Source organism: Geodermatophilus sp. SYSU D01105 (assembly GCF_054050095.1).
Window position 1 is genome coordinate 97568 of sequence record NZ_JBJGYR010000015.1, and the last position, 16194, is coordinate 113761.

Here is a 16194-nt window from a genome sequence, read left to right on the forward strand (position 1 = left end):
CGGACCGGGAGGCACCCTCCCGGTCCGGCCGTCGTCGTCCGGGGCGGGGACGCGACGAGCGCGGGGCGCGGCCAGGGCCGGGACGCGACGAGGGCGGGGCGGGAGACGATCCCGCCCCGCCCTCGTGTGTGCGGAGGTCAGCCGACGCCGGCCGCCGACCTCACCGGCCGGCGGCGTCCGAGCCCAGGAGGAAGCCGAGGACCTCCTCGGCGACCTCGTCCGGCCGCTCGTGGTGCAGGCCGTGCCGGGTGCGCGGCAGGTCGCGGAGCACCGCGCCGGGGATCGCCTTGGCGTAGGCCTCGCTGTGCTCCCGCGGGATGATCACGTCGATCTCCGCGGCGATGACCAGCGTGGGGCAGGTGATGCGCGGCAGCCGGGCGGGCAGCTCCGGGTCGTGCAGGTACGGGTCGCGGGCGAACCGGGCGAAGGCGGCCATGTCCTTCTCCGTCTGCGCGATCTGCTCCGGGGTCGGCGGCGCGGAGAGGGCCGCCTCGACCATCGCGTCGTCGTAGAACAGCGCGCGCACCAGGTCCGGCGGGGCCATGGAGAACAGGTCGGCCGGAGGCGCCTCCGGCACCTCCAGGCCGGCCGGCGCCATCAGCACCAGGTGCTCGACCCGGTCGGGGATGGTGCTCACCAGCTCGGCTGCCGTCCAGCCGCCGAACGACGCGCCGACGACGTCGAGCCGGTCGATGCCGAGCTCGTCGAGCAGGCGGATGTAGTGCTGCACGAGGTCGGCCATGGTGGCGACCTCGGGGAGCTCGTCGCTGCGGCCGAAGCCGGGGTGGTCGGGGGCGATCAGGTCGACCGACTGCGCCATCCGCTCGTGGAACGGCTCCCAGTTGCCCGCACCACCCGCGGCGTGCAGGAACAGGACCGGGCGCCCCGACCCCTGGCGGAAGAGGCTGATCTCCCCCGAGCCCATCGGCAGCCTGGTCGGGGTCGGTCCAGCACCCGGAACGCTCACGCTCAACTCCTCCTCGAGAACCGCAACGGACAGTCGTCCGCCTCGCCCGCGACCGTGACGCATGACACGTCCGGCTGTCAACGGGCACTCCACGCAGCGGAGGACCGATCTGCCCGTGCCACCGGCCACGCAGGCCTCGTCGAGCGACTGCGGACAGGTGTACGGCCTGCGGTTGACACGGCGTGTGGCCGCTGTCACCCTTCCGGGGACCACGACGCCCGGCCCGGCCGCGGCCGCTCGGCGCTCCGTGGACCGCGGGCCGGCCCGGCCGGGACGACCGAGCACGGATCCGGCGTGGACCTCGCCCGCACCGCCTTCCGGTGGGCGTCGCTGGACGGGGACGGCTGCGAGCCGGCCGGTCCCGCCGCGGCCCCGCCGACGACGACACCCGGAGGTCCTCCTGATGACCCAGCCCGCCGAGCCCGCCGCCGCGCACGTGGAGACGATCACCCCGCCGGCCGAGCCGCCCGTCGACCCGGAGCTGCAGGCGCGCTTCCGCGAGGTGATGGCCGGGGTCCCCACCCCGGTCTCGGTGATCACCAGCACGACCGGCGGGCTGCCGCACGGCACGACCGTGAGCGCGTTCGCCTCCCTGTCGATGGACCCGCCGATGGTCCTGGTCTCCCTCGACCGCGGCTCGGACCTGCTGGCCGTCGTCCGGGAGTCCGGGCGCTTCGGGGTCAACGTGCTCGGCGCGCACCAGTCGCACCTCGCGCTGGCGTTCGCCAAGAAGGGCGGCACCGGCAAGTTCTCCGGCGTCCGGTGGGAGATCGACTCCGACCTGCCCCGGCTGCCCGGCGCGCCCGGGTGGTTGGCGTGCGAGGTGGCCACCCTGGTGGACGGCGGCGACCACGTCGTCGCGCTGGGCACCGTGGTGGCGGCGGAGACGACCGAGGGCCGGCCGCTGACCTACCACGGCCGGGTCTTCGGGACCCACGCCGCGCTCGAGACCGACTGAGCGGCGCGCGCCGGGTGCCCCGCCCGCGCTCAGGCGGTCGCCGGACCCTCCTGTGCCCGGGCGACCTCGACGTGCGGCCGGGACTGCCACAGCGCCCACTCGGCGCTGACCTCACCGGCCGTGCGGAGCAGCAGGGGCAGGTGCTCCTGCACCAGGCGCTCGGTGGAGGTCTCGGCGGCGTGCACGGTGACGTTCATGGCCGCGCGGACCGCGCCGGTGCGGTCCCGGACCGGGACGGCCACCGAGCGGATGCCGGGGGCCAGCTCCTCGTCGGCGAGCGCCCAGCCGCGGGCACGGACCCGCACCAGCTCGTCGCGGAGCTGCTCCGGGGAGGGGTCGGGGGCCGGCGGGAGCCCGGCGCGGCTGGGCTCGGCGAGCACGGCGTCGAGCTCGTCGGGGGCGAGTGCGGCGAGCAGCACCTTGCCCTGCGAGGTGCGGACGGCGGGGAAGCGGGTGCCGATCTCGACCCGCAGGGTGATGATCCTCGGCACCGACACCCGGGCGACGTAGACGATGTCGGAGCCGTCGAGCTGGGCCATGGACGACGACTCGCCCGTCCTCGCGACCAGCGCCTCGAGGTGCGGCCGCGCGATGTCCCAGAGTCCCAGCGAGCTGACGTAGGCCATGCCGAGGCTGAGCACGCGCGGAGTGAGCTGGAAGGCGCCGCCGGAGGTGCGGACGAAGCCCATCTCCTCGAGGGTCAGCAGCAGCCGGCGCGCGGTGGGACGGGCCAGCCCGGTCGCGGTGGCGACCTCGGTCAGCGTCATCGTCGGGCGGTCCGCGCTGAACGCGGCGATGACGTCGAGACCCCGTGCGAGGGCCTCCACGAAGTCCGGCCCGGTACCCCGTCCGGCCATCGGCTCCCCCTCCGCGTCGACGCAGGACGGGCCGACGATATCGACGGGAGCGGGAACGCGTGCCCGTCCGCGCCGTTCCGCCGGCCGGGGCCACCCCGACGGGGGAGGTGCGCGCCCGGTTCAGGCCGGCGTGACGCACCGCCGGCGGGCGACGCGCGGTCCCTCGGCCGCGACCGGGTGCCGGAGGTCGTCGGCAGCCACCAGGTGCGCCAGGCCGGTGAGGTCGAGGAGGTGGGTCAGGAAGGGGGAGGAGCCCTCCACCCGGACCGTGCGACCGCGGCCGTACGCCAGGACGGCGGCCCGGGCCAGCGCCCGCACGCCGGCCACGTCGCAGAAGGAGATCCCGGCTGTGTCGACGCGCCACACCGGGTGCGGCGTCAGGCCGAGCGCCGCGAGGGCGTCGAGCAGGTGGTGCGCGCAGGTGCGGTCGAGGTCGCCCTCGAGGTGCACGCGCCCGGCGCGCAGGTCCACCGAGACCAGCAGGGAGCGTGGGAAGCCGTCGAACCGGGTGTGCGGCTGCATGCGCGAGACATCCCCCTGGCGAGGGCGCCGGGCGGCGGGAGCTCCGGACGCCGCGGCACCTCGCTGTGTGCGCGGTCCGGCCGGAGCTTCGACCGAAACCGGACGGTACCAGAAGTGGGGACGACGCGCCCGAGCGCCGCGGAGCGCGGTCCTGTCTCCCGGTGGTGGGGCCACTACCGTTGCGGGGATGACGCCGCGGACTGCGGACGGCTGGTCGGCGGTACGACGGGATGGTGGCCAGGTGGCGGCGACACGGCGTGACCTCGTGGTGATCGGGGCCTCCGCGGGTGGGGTGGAGGCGCTGCGCGAACTGCTGGCCGGCCTCCCCGCCGGCCTGCCCGCCGCCGTGCTGGTGGTCCTGCACATGCCCGCGAGCGCCCGCAGCGCCCTGCCCGAGGTCCTCGACCGCGTGGCCACGCTGCCGGTGCGCGCGGCCCGCCAGGACGCTCCCCTCGAGCACGGGACGGTCACCGTCTGCGTGCCCGACCACCACCTGATGGTGGTCGGCGACCGGGTCGCGCTGACCCGGGGCCCGCGCGAGAACGGGCACCGCCCGGCGGTGGACGTCCTGTTCCGCTCGACGGCCCGGGCCGCCGGCCCGCGCGTGGTCGGGGTGGTGCTCTCCGGCGCCCTCGACGACGGGACGGCGGGCATGGTGTCCATCCGGGCGCGCGGCGGCGTGGGCGTGGTGCAGCACCCCGCCGACGCGATGTACGCCAGCATGCCCCAGCACGCGCTGGAGGTCGCCGGTGCCGAGTACGCGGTGCCGGTCGCGGAGATGGGCGCGCTGCTCGGCCGGCTGGTGACCGAGGAGGTGGAGGTGGACGACGTGCAGCCACCGACCGAGCTCATGGAGACGGAGACCGCGATGGCCGAACTCGACGGCGACGCCTTCGAGGACGTGGACCGACCCGGCGTCCCCTCCGGCTTCGGCTGCCCGAGCTGCCACGGGGCGCTCTTCACGATCACCGAGGGCGTCATGGAGCGCTACCGCTGCCGGGTGGGCCACGCCTGGTCGCCCGAGGCGCTGGCCGAGGAACAGACACAGGCCCTGGAGAGCGCCCTGTGGATGGCGCTGCGCGGCCTGGAGGAGCGGGCCGCGCTCAGCCTGCACATGGGCCGGCGCGCCGAGGAGCGCGGCCACCGCCACAGCGCACTGCGCTTCCGGCAACGGCACGACGAGGCGCAGGACGCCGCCGCGCTGCTGCGGCGGTTGCTGCACCGGGGTGAGCTGAGCACCTCCGCACTGCCCGACGAGATCAGCGAGGCCTGACCTCATGGACGCACGGACCGGTGGGCGGCACCCGGCGGAGGACGCCGACGGCGCCGCCCCGGGGCAACCGGCCGGCCCCTCCGGCGACGGCGTGCCCGGCGACGGCGTGCTGGAGGACGGGCTGCTGAACGACGACGCGCTGGCCGACGACGCGCTGGAGGAGTCGCCCGGTGAGGCGGCCGCGGGATCCGATCCGGACTTCGAGGCGCTCCTGGTCCACCTGCGCGAGCGCCGGGGCTTCGACTTCACCGGCTACAAGCGCCCGAGCCTGGTCCGGCGGGTCCGGCGGCGCATGGCCGAGGTCGGCGTCGACTCCTTCGCCGAGTACCAGGACCACCTCGAGGTCCACCCGGACGAGTTCACGCCGCTGTTCAACACCATCCTGATCAACGTCACGAGCTTCTTCCGCGACCGGGCGGCCTGGGACCACCTCCGGGACGACCTGCTGCCCGGGCTGCTGGCCGCGTGCGGGCCGAGGATCCGGGTGTGGAGCGCCGGCTGCGCCTCGGGGCAGGAGGCCTACAGCCTGGCGATCCTGCTCGCCGACGCGCTGGGGGTCGAGCGGTTCCGCGAGCGGGTGAAGATCTACGCCACCGACGTCGACGAGGACGCGCTCGCCGCCGCCCGCCAGGCCCTGTTCACCGAACGGGAGATGGCCGGCCTCACCCCGGCCCAGGTCCGGGGGTACTTCACGGTCGAGGGCAGCCGGTACGCCTTCCGCAAGGACCTGCGGCGCTCGGTGATCTTCGGCCGCAACGACCTGGTGCAGGACGCGCCGATCTCGCACATCGACCTGCTGCTGTGCCGGAACACCCTGATGTACTTCACCGCCGAGACACAGGGGCGGATCCTGGGCCGGCTGCACTACGCGCTCAACCCCACCGGCCTGCTGTTCCTCGGCAAGGCCGAGATGCTCCTCTCCCACAACCAGCTGTTCAGCCCGGTCGACCTCACCCGCCGGTTCTTCCGCAAGCGCGACGGGGGCCCGGGGCCGGAACGCCGTCCCCAGGTCCCGACCGTCCGGACGGTCCCCGACCCCGCCGGGGAGGACCTGTCACGGCTCCGGCGGGAGGCGATGCTCTCCGGGCCGGCTGCCCAGCTGGCCATCGACGCCGAGGGCCGGCTGGCCATGGTCAACCGGCAGGCGGAGCGGGTGTTCGGCATCGACCAGCGCGACGTCGGCCGGCCCTTCCAGGACCTGGAGATCTCCTACCGGCCGGTGGAGCTGCGCTCCTCGATCGCGGAGGCGGTGCAGCAGCGCCGTCCGCTGTGGGTCCGCGGGGTGGAGCGGCGGCGGCCGGGGCAGGAGCCGGTGCTCTTCGACGTCCAGATCGTCCCCATCCTCCGCGAGGACGGCGGGCTGCTGGGGACGACGGTCGTCTTCGAGGACGTCACCCGCTACCGGCGGCTGCAGCGGGAGCTGGAGTTCGCCAACCGGCAGCTGGAGACCGCCTACGAGGAGCTGCAGTCGGCCAACGAGGAGCTGGAGACCACCAACGAGGAGCTCCAGTCGACGGTCGAGGAGCTGGAGACCACCAACGAGGAGCTCCAGTCGACCAACGAGGAACTGGAGACGATGAACGAGGAGCTCCAGTCGATGAACGACGAGCTCCACTCCACCAACGAGGAGCTGCGGGCCAGCACCGACGAGGTGGGAGCGGTCAACCGGTTCATGAACGGCGTGCTGAGCAGCTTCCGCGCGGGGGTGGCCGTGGTGGACACCGACCTGCGCGTGCTGGTGTGGAACGCCGCCGCCGAGGACCTCTGGGGTCTCCGCGAGGACGAGGTGCGGGGCCGGTACCTGCTCAACCTGGACTCGGGCCTGCCCATGGCGCCGCTGCACCCGTTGCTCCGCCGGCAGGTGTCCGACCAGGCGGACGGGCAGGACGCGGTGGAGGTCGACACGGTGGAGGTCGACGGGGTGAACCGGCGCGGCCGGCCGGTGCGGGTCCGGGTCACCGTCACCCCGTTCAGCGAGACGCCGGGGGAGCGCCGCGGCGCCGTGGTCCTCATGGACCCGATCGCCTGATCGACGCCCTCAGCGCTCGAGGGCCGCGATCACCTCACCGGCGTGGCCCTCGACGACCAGGTGGGCGAGGTCGCGCAGCTTGACGTTGAGCCGGTTGCTCAGGGTCACCAGGCGGGCGAAGGCGTCGTCGGCGTCCACCCCGAAGCGGGCCATGAGGACCCCCTTGGCCTGGTCGATGACCGCCCGCGAGGTCAGCGCCTTCTCCAGGTTGGCGGCGAGGTCCCGCAGCGCCTCCCGCTCGGCGACGCTCTGCAGGACGCCGCCGACGGCCGCGGCCACGAGCTCGGCGATCCGGCAGCTGTCGGGGCCGAAGGCGCCGGCGGCGGACGAGTACACGTTGACCACACCCACCGGCTGCTCGCCCTCCCGGAGGGGGAGGGCCACGACGCTGCGGACGTCGCCCGGCGCCAGGCGGGCCAGGGTGGGCCACCGCTCGTCGGTGGTGACGTCGGGGCACAACACCACCGTGCCGGTGAGGTGGGCATCCCAGCACGGGCCCTCCGCGGCCTGCATCTGCAGGCCGTCGAAGGCCTGCGCGGTCGCCGAGTCGCTGCTCAGCTGCTGCGGGTCCAGCGGCGACCCCACCGTGATGCTCACCGAGTCCGCGGCCGGGACGGCGCTGCGCACGAGGACGGCCATGCGGCCGAGGAGGCGTTGCCGGTCGTCGTCGCCGATCGACAGGGTGGACAGCTCGGAGAGCGCGGCCGCCAGCCCGAGGGACTCCGTGGCGGTGAGCTCCGGCGTGGAGCCGCCGGCGCGGGACCCGGCCGCGGGGTCCTGCACGGGGACGAGCACCCACTGCAGCCGGGTCTGCGCGGTCTGGCCGGCCGCGGTGTCGGTGAAGCCGAAGAGGTCGGCCGGGGTGTGGGAGTCCCGGCGGCCGCGGACCCGGACCCGCAGGCGCTGCTCGGTCGCCGTCCCGGTCGACAGGGCGCGCACCGCGGACCGGAAGGCGGTGCTGTCAGCGGGGTCGAGGTAGAGGCTCAGCGGCTTGCCGCGCAGCCGCTGCGGCGGCACCTGCACGTGGGCAGCCAGCGCCGAGTTGACGTCGACCAGCGCGCCGGCACCGTCGGTGGTGCACAGCGCGACGGGGACCAGGCCGGAGAGCTGGCTGCGCCAGCGGCGCTCGGACTCGTAGCGGGTCAGCAGGTGCTCGATCTGCTCCTGCTGCGCACGCAGCTCCTCCTCGGCCACCCGCAGCTCCTCGTGCGCCACCTGTACGTCGGCCAGCGTGCTCAGGGCCTCGTCGGCGTGCAGCGCATCCGTGCGGCGCGACCCGTCGTCGGTGGTGCGGCTCACGGGAGCTCCTCGGGTCGGGGGGACTCACTGCCCCCGGTCGGGCGGGGGCGTGCGGGAGCCGACCGGCGGGTGGGTGCCGTGCTCGGCGGCGCTGGCGTGGTCCTCCGCCGCCTGCCGCCGGTGCTCGGCCGCGCGGCGGCGGTGTTCCTCGGGGTCCCCCGTGCCCCGCGCCGCGGCCTCCTCGTGCGCCTCGGCGGCCGCCTCGTGGCTCAGTGCTGCTCGCTCGTGGCCGGAGGCGGCGCGGCGCAGGGCCCGCTCGGCGTGCTCGGCGGCCTCCTCGGCCCGCTCCCTCGCGAACCGGACGTCGTCGTCGGAGGACGGGCGCGCGGGGTCCATGCGGGCCAGCCGTTCGCCCAGCTCCCGGGCGCGACGTGCCGCCTCCTTCGCCCGGATGGCCGCGCGACGCCCGGGGTCGTCGACGTCCATGACCCCATCCTCCACCCGGCCAGGGCGTGTCGCCCAGACACCGGCGCGCGGCTACGTCTCCGGTGCCCGCTGCAGTCGGGGCAGGACCCGCGCGGTGAACAGGTCGACCACCTCCTGCCGCGCGGCGCCCTCGCCGACGGGTGAGAAGACCAGCGTCCCGGCCCCGGCGTCGGCGTACTCGCGGGCCCGGGTCGCGACCCGGTCGGGGTCGCCGTGCAGCAGGTAGCGGTCGGCCAGCGGGGAGAAGTCCTGCTGGTAGACCGCGCTCACGGTGTCGACCACCTGCTGCCGGGACCGGGCCGGGTCCTCGCCGACGCCGCCCCAGCAGAACACCGCGCCACGCACCGCGGCCGGGTCCCGGCCCGCGGCCTCCGCCGCCTCCCGCACCTCCGCGAGGCTGCGAGCGAGCTGCTCCGGCGTGTACATGTACGGCATCCACACGTCCCCGAACCGGCCGGCCCGGCGGATGGCCGCCGGCCGCCGTCCGCCCAGCCAGACCGGCGGCCCGCCGGGCTGCACCGGCCCGGGGTCGAGGGCGAGGCCGGGCACGCGGGTGAACCGTCCGGTGAAGTCGACCGGGCCGCCGGCCCACAGCGCCCGGAGCAGCTCCAGTGCCTCGTCGGCCCGCGCCCCCCGCTGCGCCACGTCGGTGCCGGCGGCCTCGAACTCCGGCGGGTGCTCACCGCCCACGCCCACGCCGAGGTCGAAGCGGCCGCCGCTGACCCGGTCGAGGGTGGTGGCCAGCTTCGCCGCCAGCGCCGCGGGGTAGAGGGGCAGCACGGTGAGCGAGCTGAGCAGCCGGATGCGGCTGGTCGCGCCGGCCGCCGCGGCGAGCACGACGAAGCCGTTGGCCACCGGGCCGTGGAAGAACAGGTGCTCACCGGTGGCCACGCCGTCGTAGCCGGCGTCCTCGGCGGCCCGGGCCTCGGCGGCGACGGCGGTCTGGTCGCCGCCGAGGGTGAGGACGACCCGCACGCTCAGGCCTGCCCCACGCTGCTGACGTCGTCCGACCGCGCCGCGCCACTGAGCCGGTCGAGAGCCAGCTCGCGGACCCGGAAGCGCTGCAGCTTGCCCGTCGCGGTGGTCGGCAGCTCGGGGAACACCAGCACGTGCCGCGGTCGCTTGAAGGCGGCCAGCCCCTCGCGGCAGAAGGCGACCAGGTCCTCGGCGGTGGTGGCCGCGCCCGGCAGGAGGACGACGCAGGCGACCGGCTTGTCCAGGCCGTCGGCGTCCGGGATCGACACCACCACGGCCTGGTGGACGTCGGGGTGCTGGCGCAGCCGCTCCTCGACCTCGGTGGGGGAGACCCAGATCCCGCCGGCCTTGATGATGTCGTCGGTGCGGCCGAGCGAGGAGTAGTAGCCGTCGGCGCTGCGCACGTAGGTGTCCCCGGTACGGACCCACGGCCCCTGGAAGACCCGCCGGGTGACCTCGGTGCGCTGCCAGTAGCCGGTGGCCGCCGAGCTGCCCCGGACGTAGAGGTGGCCGGGGGTGCCGTCGGCGACCGGGACGCCGTCGTCGTCGACGATCCTCGCCTCGTACCCGGCGACGATCTCGCCGGTGGTCCCGGCCCGGGTCCGCCCCGGGCGGCCGCTGATGAAGATGTGCAGCATCTCCGTGGACCCGATGCCGTCGAGCATCTCGACGCCGAACGCGCCGGTGAACCGCTCGAACAGCGCGGCGGGGAACGCCTCGCCGGCGGAGACGCAGGCCCGGACCCCGGCGAACGCGTCCGGGGGCAGGCCGGCGGCCATCAGTGCGGCGTAGTAGGTCGGCCCGCCGAAGAACAGGGTCGGCCGGTGCTCCTGCAGGACCCGCAGCGTGCTCGCCGGGTTGGGCCGCGCGCGGTCCAGGACGGTGCTCGCCCCGACCGAGAACGGGAAGGTCAGGCTGTTGCCCAGGCCGTAGGCGAAGAAGAACTTGGCCACCGAGAAGGTCACGTCGTCCGGGCCGATGGCCAGCACGTCGCGGGCGTAGGTCTCGGCGGTGTCCCGCAGCGAGCCGTGCCGGTGCATCGCCCCCTTGGGCATGCCGGTGGTGCCCGAGGTGTAGAGCCAGAAGGCGGGCGAGTCGGCCACCGTGGGATAGGGCTCGGCGGCCTGCTCGAGCGCTCCTGTCCCGGCGGCGAGGAACTCCGCCCAGCTGCGCACGCGGGCGCCGGTGACCTCGGGGAGTGGCTCACCGGTCAGGACGACGACGTCGGCGAGGTCGCGCAGGCCGCCGACCGCGGGGGCGAGGCCGGCGAACTCCGAGCTGAGCGCGACCAGCCGGGCGCGGCTGTCGCGGGCGAGGACGGCGATGTCCTTGGCGGTGAGCATCGTGCTGACCGGCACCGGGACGGCGCCCACCTTGAGCCCGGCCAGGAAGGCCGTGACCAGCTCCGGGCTGTCGCCCATGCACAGCAGCAGGCGCTCCTCGGGGCGGACGCCGGAGGCGAGCAGCGCCGCGGCGAACGCGGTGACCGCCTCGTCGAGCTCGCCGTAGCTCACGGTGCGGACGCTGCCGTCGAGGTCGATCGCGGTGATGGCCCGCCGGTGCGGGGTGGCCCGCGCGTGCCGGGTGACCAGCCACTCGGCGGCGTTGAACGGCTCCGGTCCGGGCGGGACGACACCCGGCAGGGCAGCGGTGTCGAGGACGGCCACGGCGGCTCCTCTCTGCTCGTCCCCCGCGGCGATCATGAAGTCGGGGGAGCGACGCACCGGCTCCACCCGGCGCGTCGCTCCCCGCTCTTCATGATCGCGGGGGGAAGGGGGGCAAGGGGCGCGGGTCGGTCAGAACCGCACGTAGTCGTACTCGACCGGCAGCTGGTTGATGCCGACCGAGGGCGGGGAGATCCAGCCGGCGAACTCGCCCGGCTCGTGGTGGGCGACCATCAGCTCGGCCACCCGCGCCCGGTCCTCCGCCGTCGGCAGCCACTCGTCGGCCCGCGCGGTCCAGGTCGCCTCGTCGACGATCTCGCCGGACGGGGTCACGAAGTGCCCGGCGAACGCGCCGACCTTGCGGGAGAACCCCTGGTGCGGCAGGTAGAGCGTGGGCTCCAGGCCCGCCTTCTCCAGCTCGCCGTTCCAGCGCTTGACCCCCGCCCGGCAGTCGTCGGCGTACTCGTTGCGCAGGTCGAGGTTGAGGGCGGTGAGCATCGGGACGGTCCGCGTCGTCATGACGCCGTCCTCGATGACCGGGACGTCCATGGTGAGGTCGGTGAGGACGTGGTCGTCCTTGCGACGGCTCTCCATCCACCGGCCCTTGAGCCCGGCGGTGAAGTAGGACGCCGCGTTGGAGGAGACCTCCGAGCCGAACAGGTCCAGCGACAGCGAGTAGTGCTGGTTGAGGTACTTCTGGATCACCGACAGCGGGATGCCGCCGTGCTCCCAGACGTCGTCGGTGCCGTGCTCCTTCATCAGCTCGGCGGTCCGCTGCACGGTGCGCTGCACGCCGGTCGTCCCGACGAACATGTGGTGCGCCTCCTCCTTGAGCATGAAGGTGCAGGTGCGCGCCAGCGGGTCGAAGCCGCTCTCCTTGAGCGTGCCGAGCTGGTACTTCCCGTCCCGGTCGGTGAAGTACGTGAACATGAAGAACGACAGCCAGTCGGTGGTCTCTTCGTTGAAGGTGCTGAGGATCCGCGGCGAGTCGTAGTCCCCGGAGTTCCGCTCGAGCAGCTGCTCGGCCTCCTCGCGGCCGTCGCGGCCGAAGTAGGCGTGCAGCAGGTAGACCATCGCCCAGAGGTGACGGCCCTCCTCGACGTTGACCTGGAAGAGGTTGCGCATGTCGTACAGGGACGGCGCGGTCATGCCGAGGTGGCGCTGCTGCTCGACCGAGGCCGGCTCGGTGTCGCCCTGGATGACGATCAGCCGGCGCAGGTCCGCGCGGTACTCACCCGGCACCTCCTGCCAGGCCGGCTCGCCCTTGTGCCGGCCGAACCCGATGGTCCGGTCGGGGTCGCGCTCGGCGAGGAAGATGCCCCAGCGGTACTGCTCCATCGGCACCCGGTCGAAGTGCGCCCAGCCGTCGCGGCCGACGGCGATCGCCGTGCGCAGGTAGACGTCATGGGTGGGGATCGACGGGCCGAGGGTCTTCCACCAGTCGAGGAACTTCGGCTGCCAGCCCTCCAGTGCCCGCTGCAGCTTGCGGTTGCCGGCCAGGTCCACGTTGTTGGGGATGCGTTCGCTGTAGTCGATGGTCGACAGCGGCCCGGTGGGGGTGGGGGCGTCGCCGGTGACGGTGCCGGTCGACGGCGTCGATTCGGTGGCGGTCATCGTGCTCAGACCCGCTTCCTGTCGTAGTCGGCCCGCTGGCCGGTGCCGTAGCGGCGCAGGGCGCCCTCGGGGCCAGCGGCGTTGGGCCGCTGGAAGATCCAGTTCTGCCAGGCGGTGAGCCGGCCGAAGACCTTCGTCTCGGGGGTCTCCCGGCCGGCGAAGCGGAGGTTGGCCTCCATGCCGGTGAGCGCGTCGGGGGAGAAGCTCGCCCGCTCCTCGACGGCCAGCCGGATCTCGTCGTCCCAGTCGATGTCGTCGGGCGTGCTGGTGACCAGGCCGAGCGCTCCGGCGTCGGCGGCGAGCAGGTCCCGGCCGACGGCGGCCTCCGCGGCGGCGAGCTCGTCGGCGCTGCCGAGGAAGCGGACCTGCAGGCGGGTGAGCCCGTTGCCCATCGGCAGCAGCCCGGTGTTGAACGCGTCCAGCCGGATCGCGGCGGGCGGCGCCGGGTCGTCGTCGTCCTCGAACCGCCCCTCGAGCATGTACTGCCGGTCGGCCGCGAGGGCGATCTCGGCGAGGGCGCCGGCGAAGCAGGACCCCGGTTCGACCAACGCGAACAGGCTGCGCGAGGTGGTGTCGAGCCGCTTGAGCGTGCGCCGGTAGAAGGCGATGGTCTCGGTGACCAGCCAGTGGTCGCGGGAGGCCAGCAGGAACTGGTCGTGGGCGGCCGCCGTGGCGAAGTCGCCCTCGGTGCGCAGCAGCCAGGTGCCGATCGCCAGCTCGTTGGTGCGCAGCCGCAGCACCGCGTCGTCGAGCTCGCGGGTGGTGGCCAGCAGCCAGGCGGCGTCGCCCTGCTCCTGCAGCTCCGCGACGCTGCCCGGGACGGCGTCCGGCCCGAGCACCGTGATCGCGGCCGTGCCGGCGTCCCGGTCGAGGACCACCCGCACGTGCTCGTAGCGGGTGGTGTCCCCGTCGACCTCGCGGCGCAGCGGCGTCAGCGCGACACCGGCCGCGCCGGCGCCGGGCCGGGACGAGCCGGCGGCCAGCTCGGCCGCGCGGCGGGCCACCTCGCCGGGGAAGTCCCGCGCCTTGGCGACGGCGTCGACCAGCCGCCAGGTGACCGCGCGCTCGCCGCGGACGCCCTCGGCCGTGGTGGCGAAGACGTCGGCGAGGTCGCGGCGGACGCCGCGCTTGTCGACCACGCGGGTGAGCCCGCCGGTGCCGGGGAGGACGCCCAGCAGCGGCACCTCGGGCAGCGACACCGCCGAGGAGTTGTCGTCGACGAGCAGGATCTGGTCGCAGGCGAGCGCGAGCTCGTAGCCGCCGCCGGCCGCGCTGCCGTTGACCGCAGCGAGGAAGGGCAGGCCGGAGGAGGCCGACGCGTCCTCGATGCCGTTGCGGGTCTCGTTGGTGAACTTGCAGAAGTTCACCTTCCAGCTGTGCGGGGAGGCGGCGAGCATCTTGATGTTGGCCCCGGCGCAGAACATCCGCTCCTTGCCGCTGGTGACCACGACCGCGCGGACCTCGGGGTGCTCGAAGCGGATCCGCTGCACCGCGTCGTGCAGTTCGATGTCGACGCCGAGGTCGTAGCTGTTCATCTTCAGCTCATAGCCCGGGACGATCCCGCCGTCCTCGGCGACGTCGAGGGTCAGCGTGGCGATCTCGCCGTCGACCGACAGCGTCCAGTGCCGGTACCGCTCGGGTGAGGTGTCGAAGGAGACCTCGGTCGGGGCGGCGGGGTCGGGACCCCCGTCGGCGCCGGCGGCCGGGCGTTCGTCGAGGGTCGTCACGCGTCCTCCAGGGGTCGACCGGGCGGCCGGAGTGGCGGGCGTCACACATCCTGACGTGCTACACGACCGGGCACAAGAGGCGTCGTGCGTGTAGATCCGGGCGTCGTCCGGTGCCACGATGGGCGCGTGGAGGTCGCCGAGGGGCCGGTCGTCACCCGGCGCCAGGAGCTGGGTGCCGCCAGCGCCCGCAGCCTGCTGCTCACCGTGCTGGGCGAGTTCGTGCTGCCCCGCGCGACGCCGGTCTGGACGGCGACGCTGATCGACCTCCTCGCCGAGCTCGACGTCGCCGAGAAGGCGGCCCGCCAGGCCATCATGCGCACCGCCGACAGCGGCTGGATCGAGGCCGGCCGGGTCGGCCGGGAGACGCGCTGGAGCCTCACCGACGCCGGGACCCGGCTGCTGCGGGAGGGCACCGAGCGGATCTACGGGTTCGCCGCCGACGGGCGGCCGTGGGACGGCCGGTGGCTGCTGGTGAGCGCCGCCGTCCCGGAGAACAACCGGCCGCTGCGCCAGCGGCTGCGCACCCGGCTGGGCTGGGCGGGGCTGGGCGTGGTGAACGCCACCACCTGGGTGACCCCGTGGACCGACCGCGAGGGCGAGGTGCGCGGCGTCCTCGAGGAGCTGGACCTGCTCTCCGGCAGCTGGTCGTTCGTGGCCACCGCCGGGCAGGTGGGCGACGAGCGCGCGCTGGCCCGCACCGCCTGGGACCTCGACGCCATCGAGCGCCGCTACGAGGACTTCCTCGAGCTGGTGGGCCGCCGGCGTCCGCGGACCGGCCGGCAGGCCCTGGTCGCGCAGGTCCGGCTGGTCCAGGAGTGGCGGCGCTTCCCGCTGCTGGACCCCGGCCTGCCGCGGGAGCTGCTGCCGCCGCGGTGGAGCGGCAACCGGGCGGCAGAGGTCTTCCGCGAGCGGCACGCAGCCTGGGCGCCGCGGGCGCAGGCGGCCTGGCGCGAGCTGGCGGGGCAGGATCGCTGACGTGCTCGACGGTCACGTCCTGGTGGACGCCCACGTCCACGTGCCCCACCTGGCCACGCTGGCCCCGGCGTGGCTGGACTGGGCCCGGCAGTTCGGCCGGCCCGGCCTGCTGGAGGAGGTCTGGCGCGCCGACGGCAGCCCCGACCCCGCGGCCCTGGACCGGCTCTTCGCCGAGGAGGGGGTCGACGTCGCGCTGCTGTTCTGCGAGTACAGCCCCAAGGCGACCGGCTACCAGCTCTTCGACGACCTGCTGCCACTGGTCGAGCAGGACCCGCGGCGGTTCCGGCCGGTGGCCAACGTCAACCCGCACCTGCACTTCCCGATCGCCCGGGAGCTCACCCGCCAGCTCGACCTCGGCGCGGCCGCGCTGAAGATCCACCCCGTGCACGGCGGCTTCCGTGCTGACGACGCGGCGATGTACCCGGCCTACGCCGTCCTGGTGGAGCGCGGCGTCCCGCTGGTCGTGCACTGCGGCACCAGCAGCTTCCCGGGGTCGACCAACGCCTACGCCGACCCGCAGCTGCTCGACGCCGTCCTGCGCGACTTCCCCGACCTGCAGGTGGTGCTGGCCCACGGCGGCCGCGGCTGGTGGTACGACGCCGCCGCCTTCCTGGCGGTCTCCCGGCCCAACGTCTGGATCGAGCTGTCCGGGCTGCCACCGAAGCGGCTGCCGGAGTACTACGCCCGGTTCGACCTCGCCCGGCTGGCGCGGAAGTGGATCTACGGCACCGACTGGCCCGGCGTCCCCGGGCAGGCGGCCAACGCCCGCGCCGTCGCCTCGCTGGGCCTGCCCGAGGACGTCGTCCCGCTGGTCCTCGGGCAGAACGCGCTGCGGGTCTACGCCGGGCTCCGGGCCCCCTGACCGGACCCCGGGTCGTCCGCCCGTCGGGCATCGGTCAGGATGGAGC

General features: G+C 74.7%; 14 protein-coding genes. 5 read left to right on the forward strand and 9 right to left on the reverse strand.

Annotated features, from left to right (window positions below; genetic code table 11):
- Positions 1 to 160: 160 nt before the first annotated feature.
- A complete protein-coding gene (locus ACI79I_RS15585; RefSeq protein WP_456993226.1) occupies positions 161 to 967 on the reverse strand; it encodes an alpha/beta fold hydrolase in 807 nt (268 codons plus the stop codon).
- Between the two features lie 403 nt (positions 968 to 1370).
- On the opposite strand from ACI79I_RS15585, the gene ACI79I_RS15590 reads away from it, so the two are divergent.
- Positions 1371 to 1925 carry a flavin reductase family protein gene (locus ACI79I_RS15590; protein ID WP_456993227.1) on the forward strand — a complete coding sequence of 185 codons (555 nt, stop codon included), beginning with the start codon at positions 1371 to 1373 and terminating at the stop codon, positions 1923 to 1925.
- A gap of 29 nt (positions 1926 to 1954) precedes the next feature.
- Here the strand turns inward: ACI79I_RS15590 and ACI79I_RS15595 are convergent, their stop codons facing one another.
- Both ACI79I_RS15595 and ACI79I_RS15600 read right to left on the reverse strand, forming a co-directional pair.
- Positions 1955 to 2782 (reverse strand): IclR family transcriptional regulator domain-containing protein, encoded by an 828-nt coding sequence (locus tag ACI79I_RS15595; protein WP_456993228.1) that lies wholly within the window; start codon positions 2780 to 2782, stop codon positions 1955 to 1957.
- A 120-nt stretch (positions 2783 to 2902) separates the two neighbouring features.
- A complete protein-coding gene (locus ACI79I_RS15600) occupies positions 2903 to 3304 on the reverse strand; it encodes an STAS domain-containing protein (protein ID WP_456993229.1) in 402 nt (133 codons plus the stop codon).
- A gap of 241 nt (positions 3305 to 3545) precedes the next feature.
- Here ACI79I_RS15600 and ACI79I_RS15605 point away from each other — a divergent pair, with 241 nt between their 5' ends.
- Both ACI79I_RS15605 and ACI79I_RS15610 read left to right on the forward strand, forming a co-directional pair.
- A complete protein-coding gene (locus ACI79I_RS15605) occupies positions 3546 to 4577 on the forward strand; it encodes a chemotaxis protein CheB (protein ID WP_456993230.1) in 1032 nt (343 codons plus the stop codon).
- A 4-nt stretch (positions 4578 to 4581) separates the two neighbouring features.
- A complete protein-coding gene (locus ACI79I_RS15610) occupies positions 4582 to 6606 on the forward strand; it encodes a CheR family methyltransferase (protein ID WP_456993231.1) in 2025 nt (674 codons plus the stop codon).
- Positions 6607 to 6615: 9 nt separating this feature from the next.
- Here ACI79I_RS15610 and ACI79I_RS15615 read toward each other — a convergent pair whose 3' ends face one another.
- The 6 genes from ACI79I_RS15615 to boxC form a co-directional block, all read right to left on the reverse strand.
- Positions 6616 to 7905: an ANTAR domain-containing protein gene (locus ACI79I_RS15615; protein ID WP_456993232.1), complete on the reverse strand. Its 1290-nt coding sequence runs from the start codon at positions 7903 to 7905 to the stop codon at positions 6616 to 6618.
- 24 nt (positions 7906 to 7929) lie between these two features.
- Complete coding sequence (locus tag ACI79I_RS15620; RefSeq protein ID WP_456993233.1) at positions 7930 to 8331, reverse strand: hypothetical protein; 402 nt, start codon at positions 8329 to 8331, stop codon at positions 7930 to 7932.
- Between the two features lie 51 nt (positions 8332 to 8382).
- Positions 8383 to 9306: an LLM class flavin-dependent oxidoreductase gene (locus tag ACI79I_RS15625; protein ID WP_456993234.1), complete on the reverse strand. Its 924-nt coding sequence runs from the start codon at positions 9304 to 9306 to the stop codon at positions 8383 to 8385.
- Between the two features lie 2 nt (positions 9307 to 9308).
- The gene (locus ACI79I_RS15630; protein ID WP_456993235.1) at positions 9309 to 11030 is read right to left on the reverse strand and encodes a benzoate-CoA ligase family protein; all 1722 of its coding nucleotides are present in this window, start codon (positions 11028 to 11030) and stop codon (positions 9309 to 9311) included.
- Positions 11031 to 11102: 72 nt separating this feature from the next.
- Entirely contained in the window at positions 11103 to 12584 is a 1482-nt protein-coding gene (boxB, locus tag ACI79I_RS15635) for a benzoyl-CoA 2,3-epoxidase subunit BoxB (RefSeq protein ID WP_456993236.1), read from the reverse strand.
- Positions 12585 to 12589: 5 nt separating this feature from the next.
- Positions 12590 to 14311, reverse strand: a complete 1722-nt coding sequence (gene boxC, locus ACI79I_RS15640; RefSeq protein ID WP_456993237.1) for a 2,3-epoxybenzoyl-CoA dihydrolase — start codon at positions 14309 to 14311, stop codon at positions 12590 to 12592.
- Between the two features lie 126 nt (positions 14312 to 14437).
- On the opposite strand from boxC, the gene ACI79I_RS15645 reads away from it, so the two are divergent.
- Together ACI79I_RS15645 and ACI79I_RS15650 are read left to right on the forward strand one after the other, a co-directional pair.
- The gene (locus tag ACI79I_RS15645) at positions 14438 to 15286 is read left to right on the forward strand and encodes a PaaX family transcriptional regulator (RefSeq protein WP_456993238.1); all 849 of its coding nucleotides are present in this window, start codon (positions 14438 to 14440) and stop codon (positions 15284 to 15286) included.
- 1 nt (position 15287) lies between these two features.
- Complete coding sequence (locus tag ACI79I_RS15650; protein ID WP_456945227.1) at positions 15288 to 16148, forward strand: amidohydrolase family protein; 861 nt, start codon at positions 15288 to 15290, stop codon at positions 16146 to 16148.
- Positions 16149 to 16194 lie beyond the last annotated feature (46 nt).

Bases quoted from the DNA above. Each gene is read 5' to 3' on its own strand.
- ACI79I_RS15590 (WP_456993227.1), top strand. From the start codon at position 1,371: ATGACCCAGCCCGCCGAGCCCGCCGCCGCGCACGTGGAGACGATCACC.
- ACI79I_RS15595 (WP_456993228.1), bottom strand. From the start codon at position 2,782: ATGGCCGGACGGGGTACCGGGCCGGACTTCGTGGAGGCCCTCGCACGG.
- ACI79I_RS15600 (WP_456993229.1), bottom strand. From the start codon at position 3,304: ATGCAGCCGCACACCCGGTTCGACGGCTTCCCACGCTCCCTGCTGGTC.
- ACI79I_RS15610 (WP_456993231.1), top strand. From the start codon at position 4,582: ATGGACGCACGGACCGGTGGGCGGCACCCGGCGGAGGACGCCGACGGC.
- ACI79I_RS15620 (WP_456993233.1), bottom strand. From the start codon at position 8,331: ATGGACGTCGACGACCCCGGGCGTCGCGCGGCCATCCGGGCGAAGGAG.
- boxB (WP_456993236.1), bottom strand. From the start codon at position 12,584: ATGACCGCCACCGAATCGACGCCGTCGACCGGCACCGTCACCGGCGAC.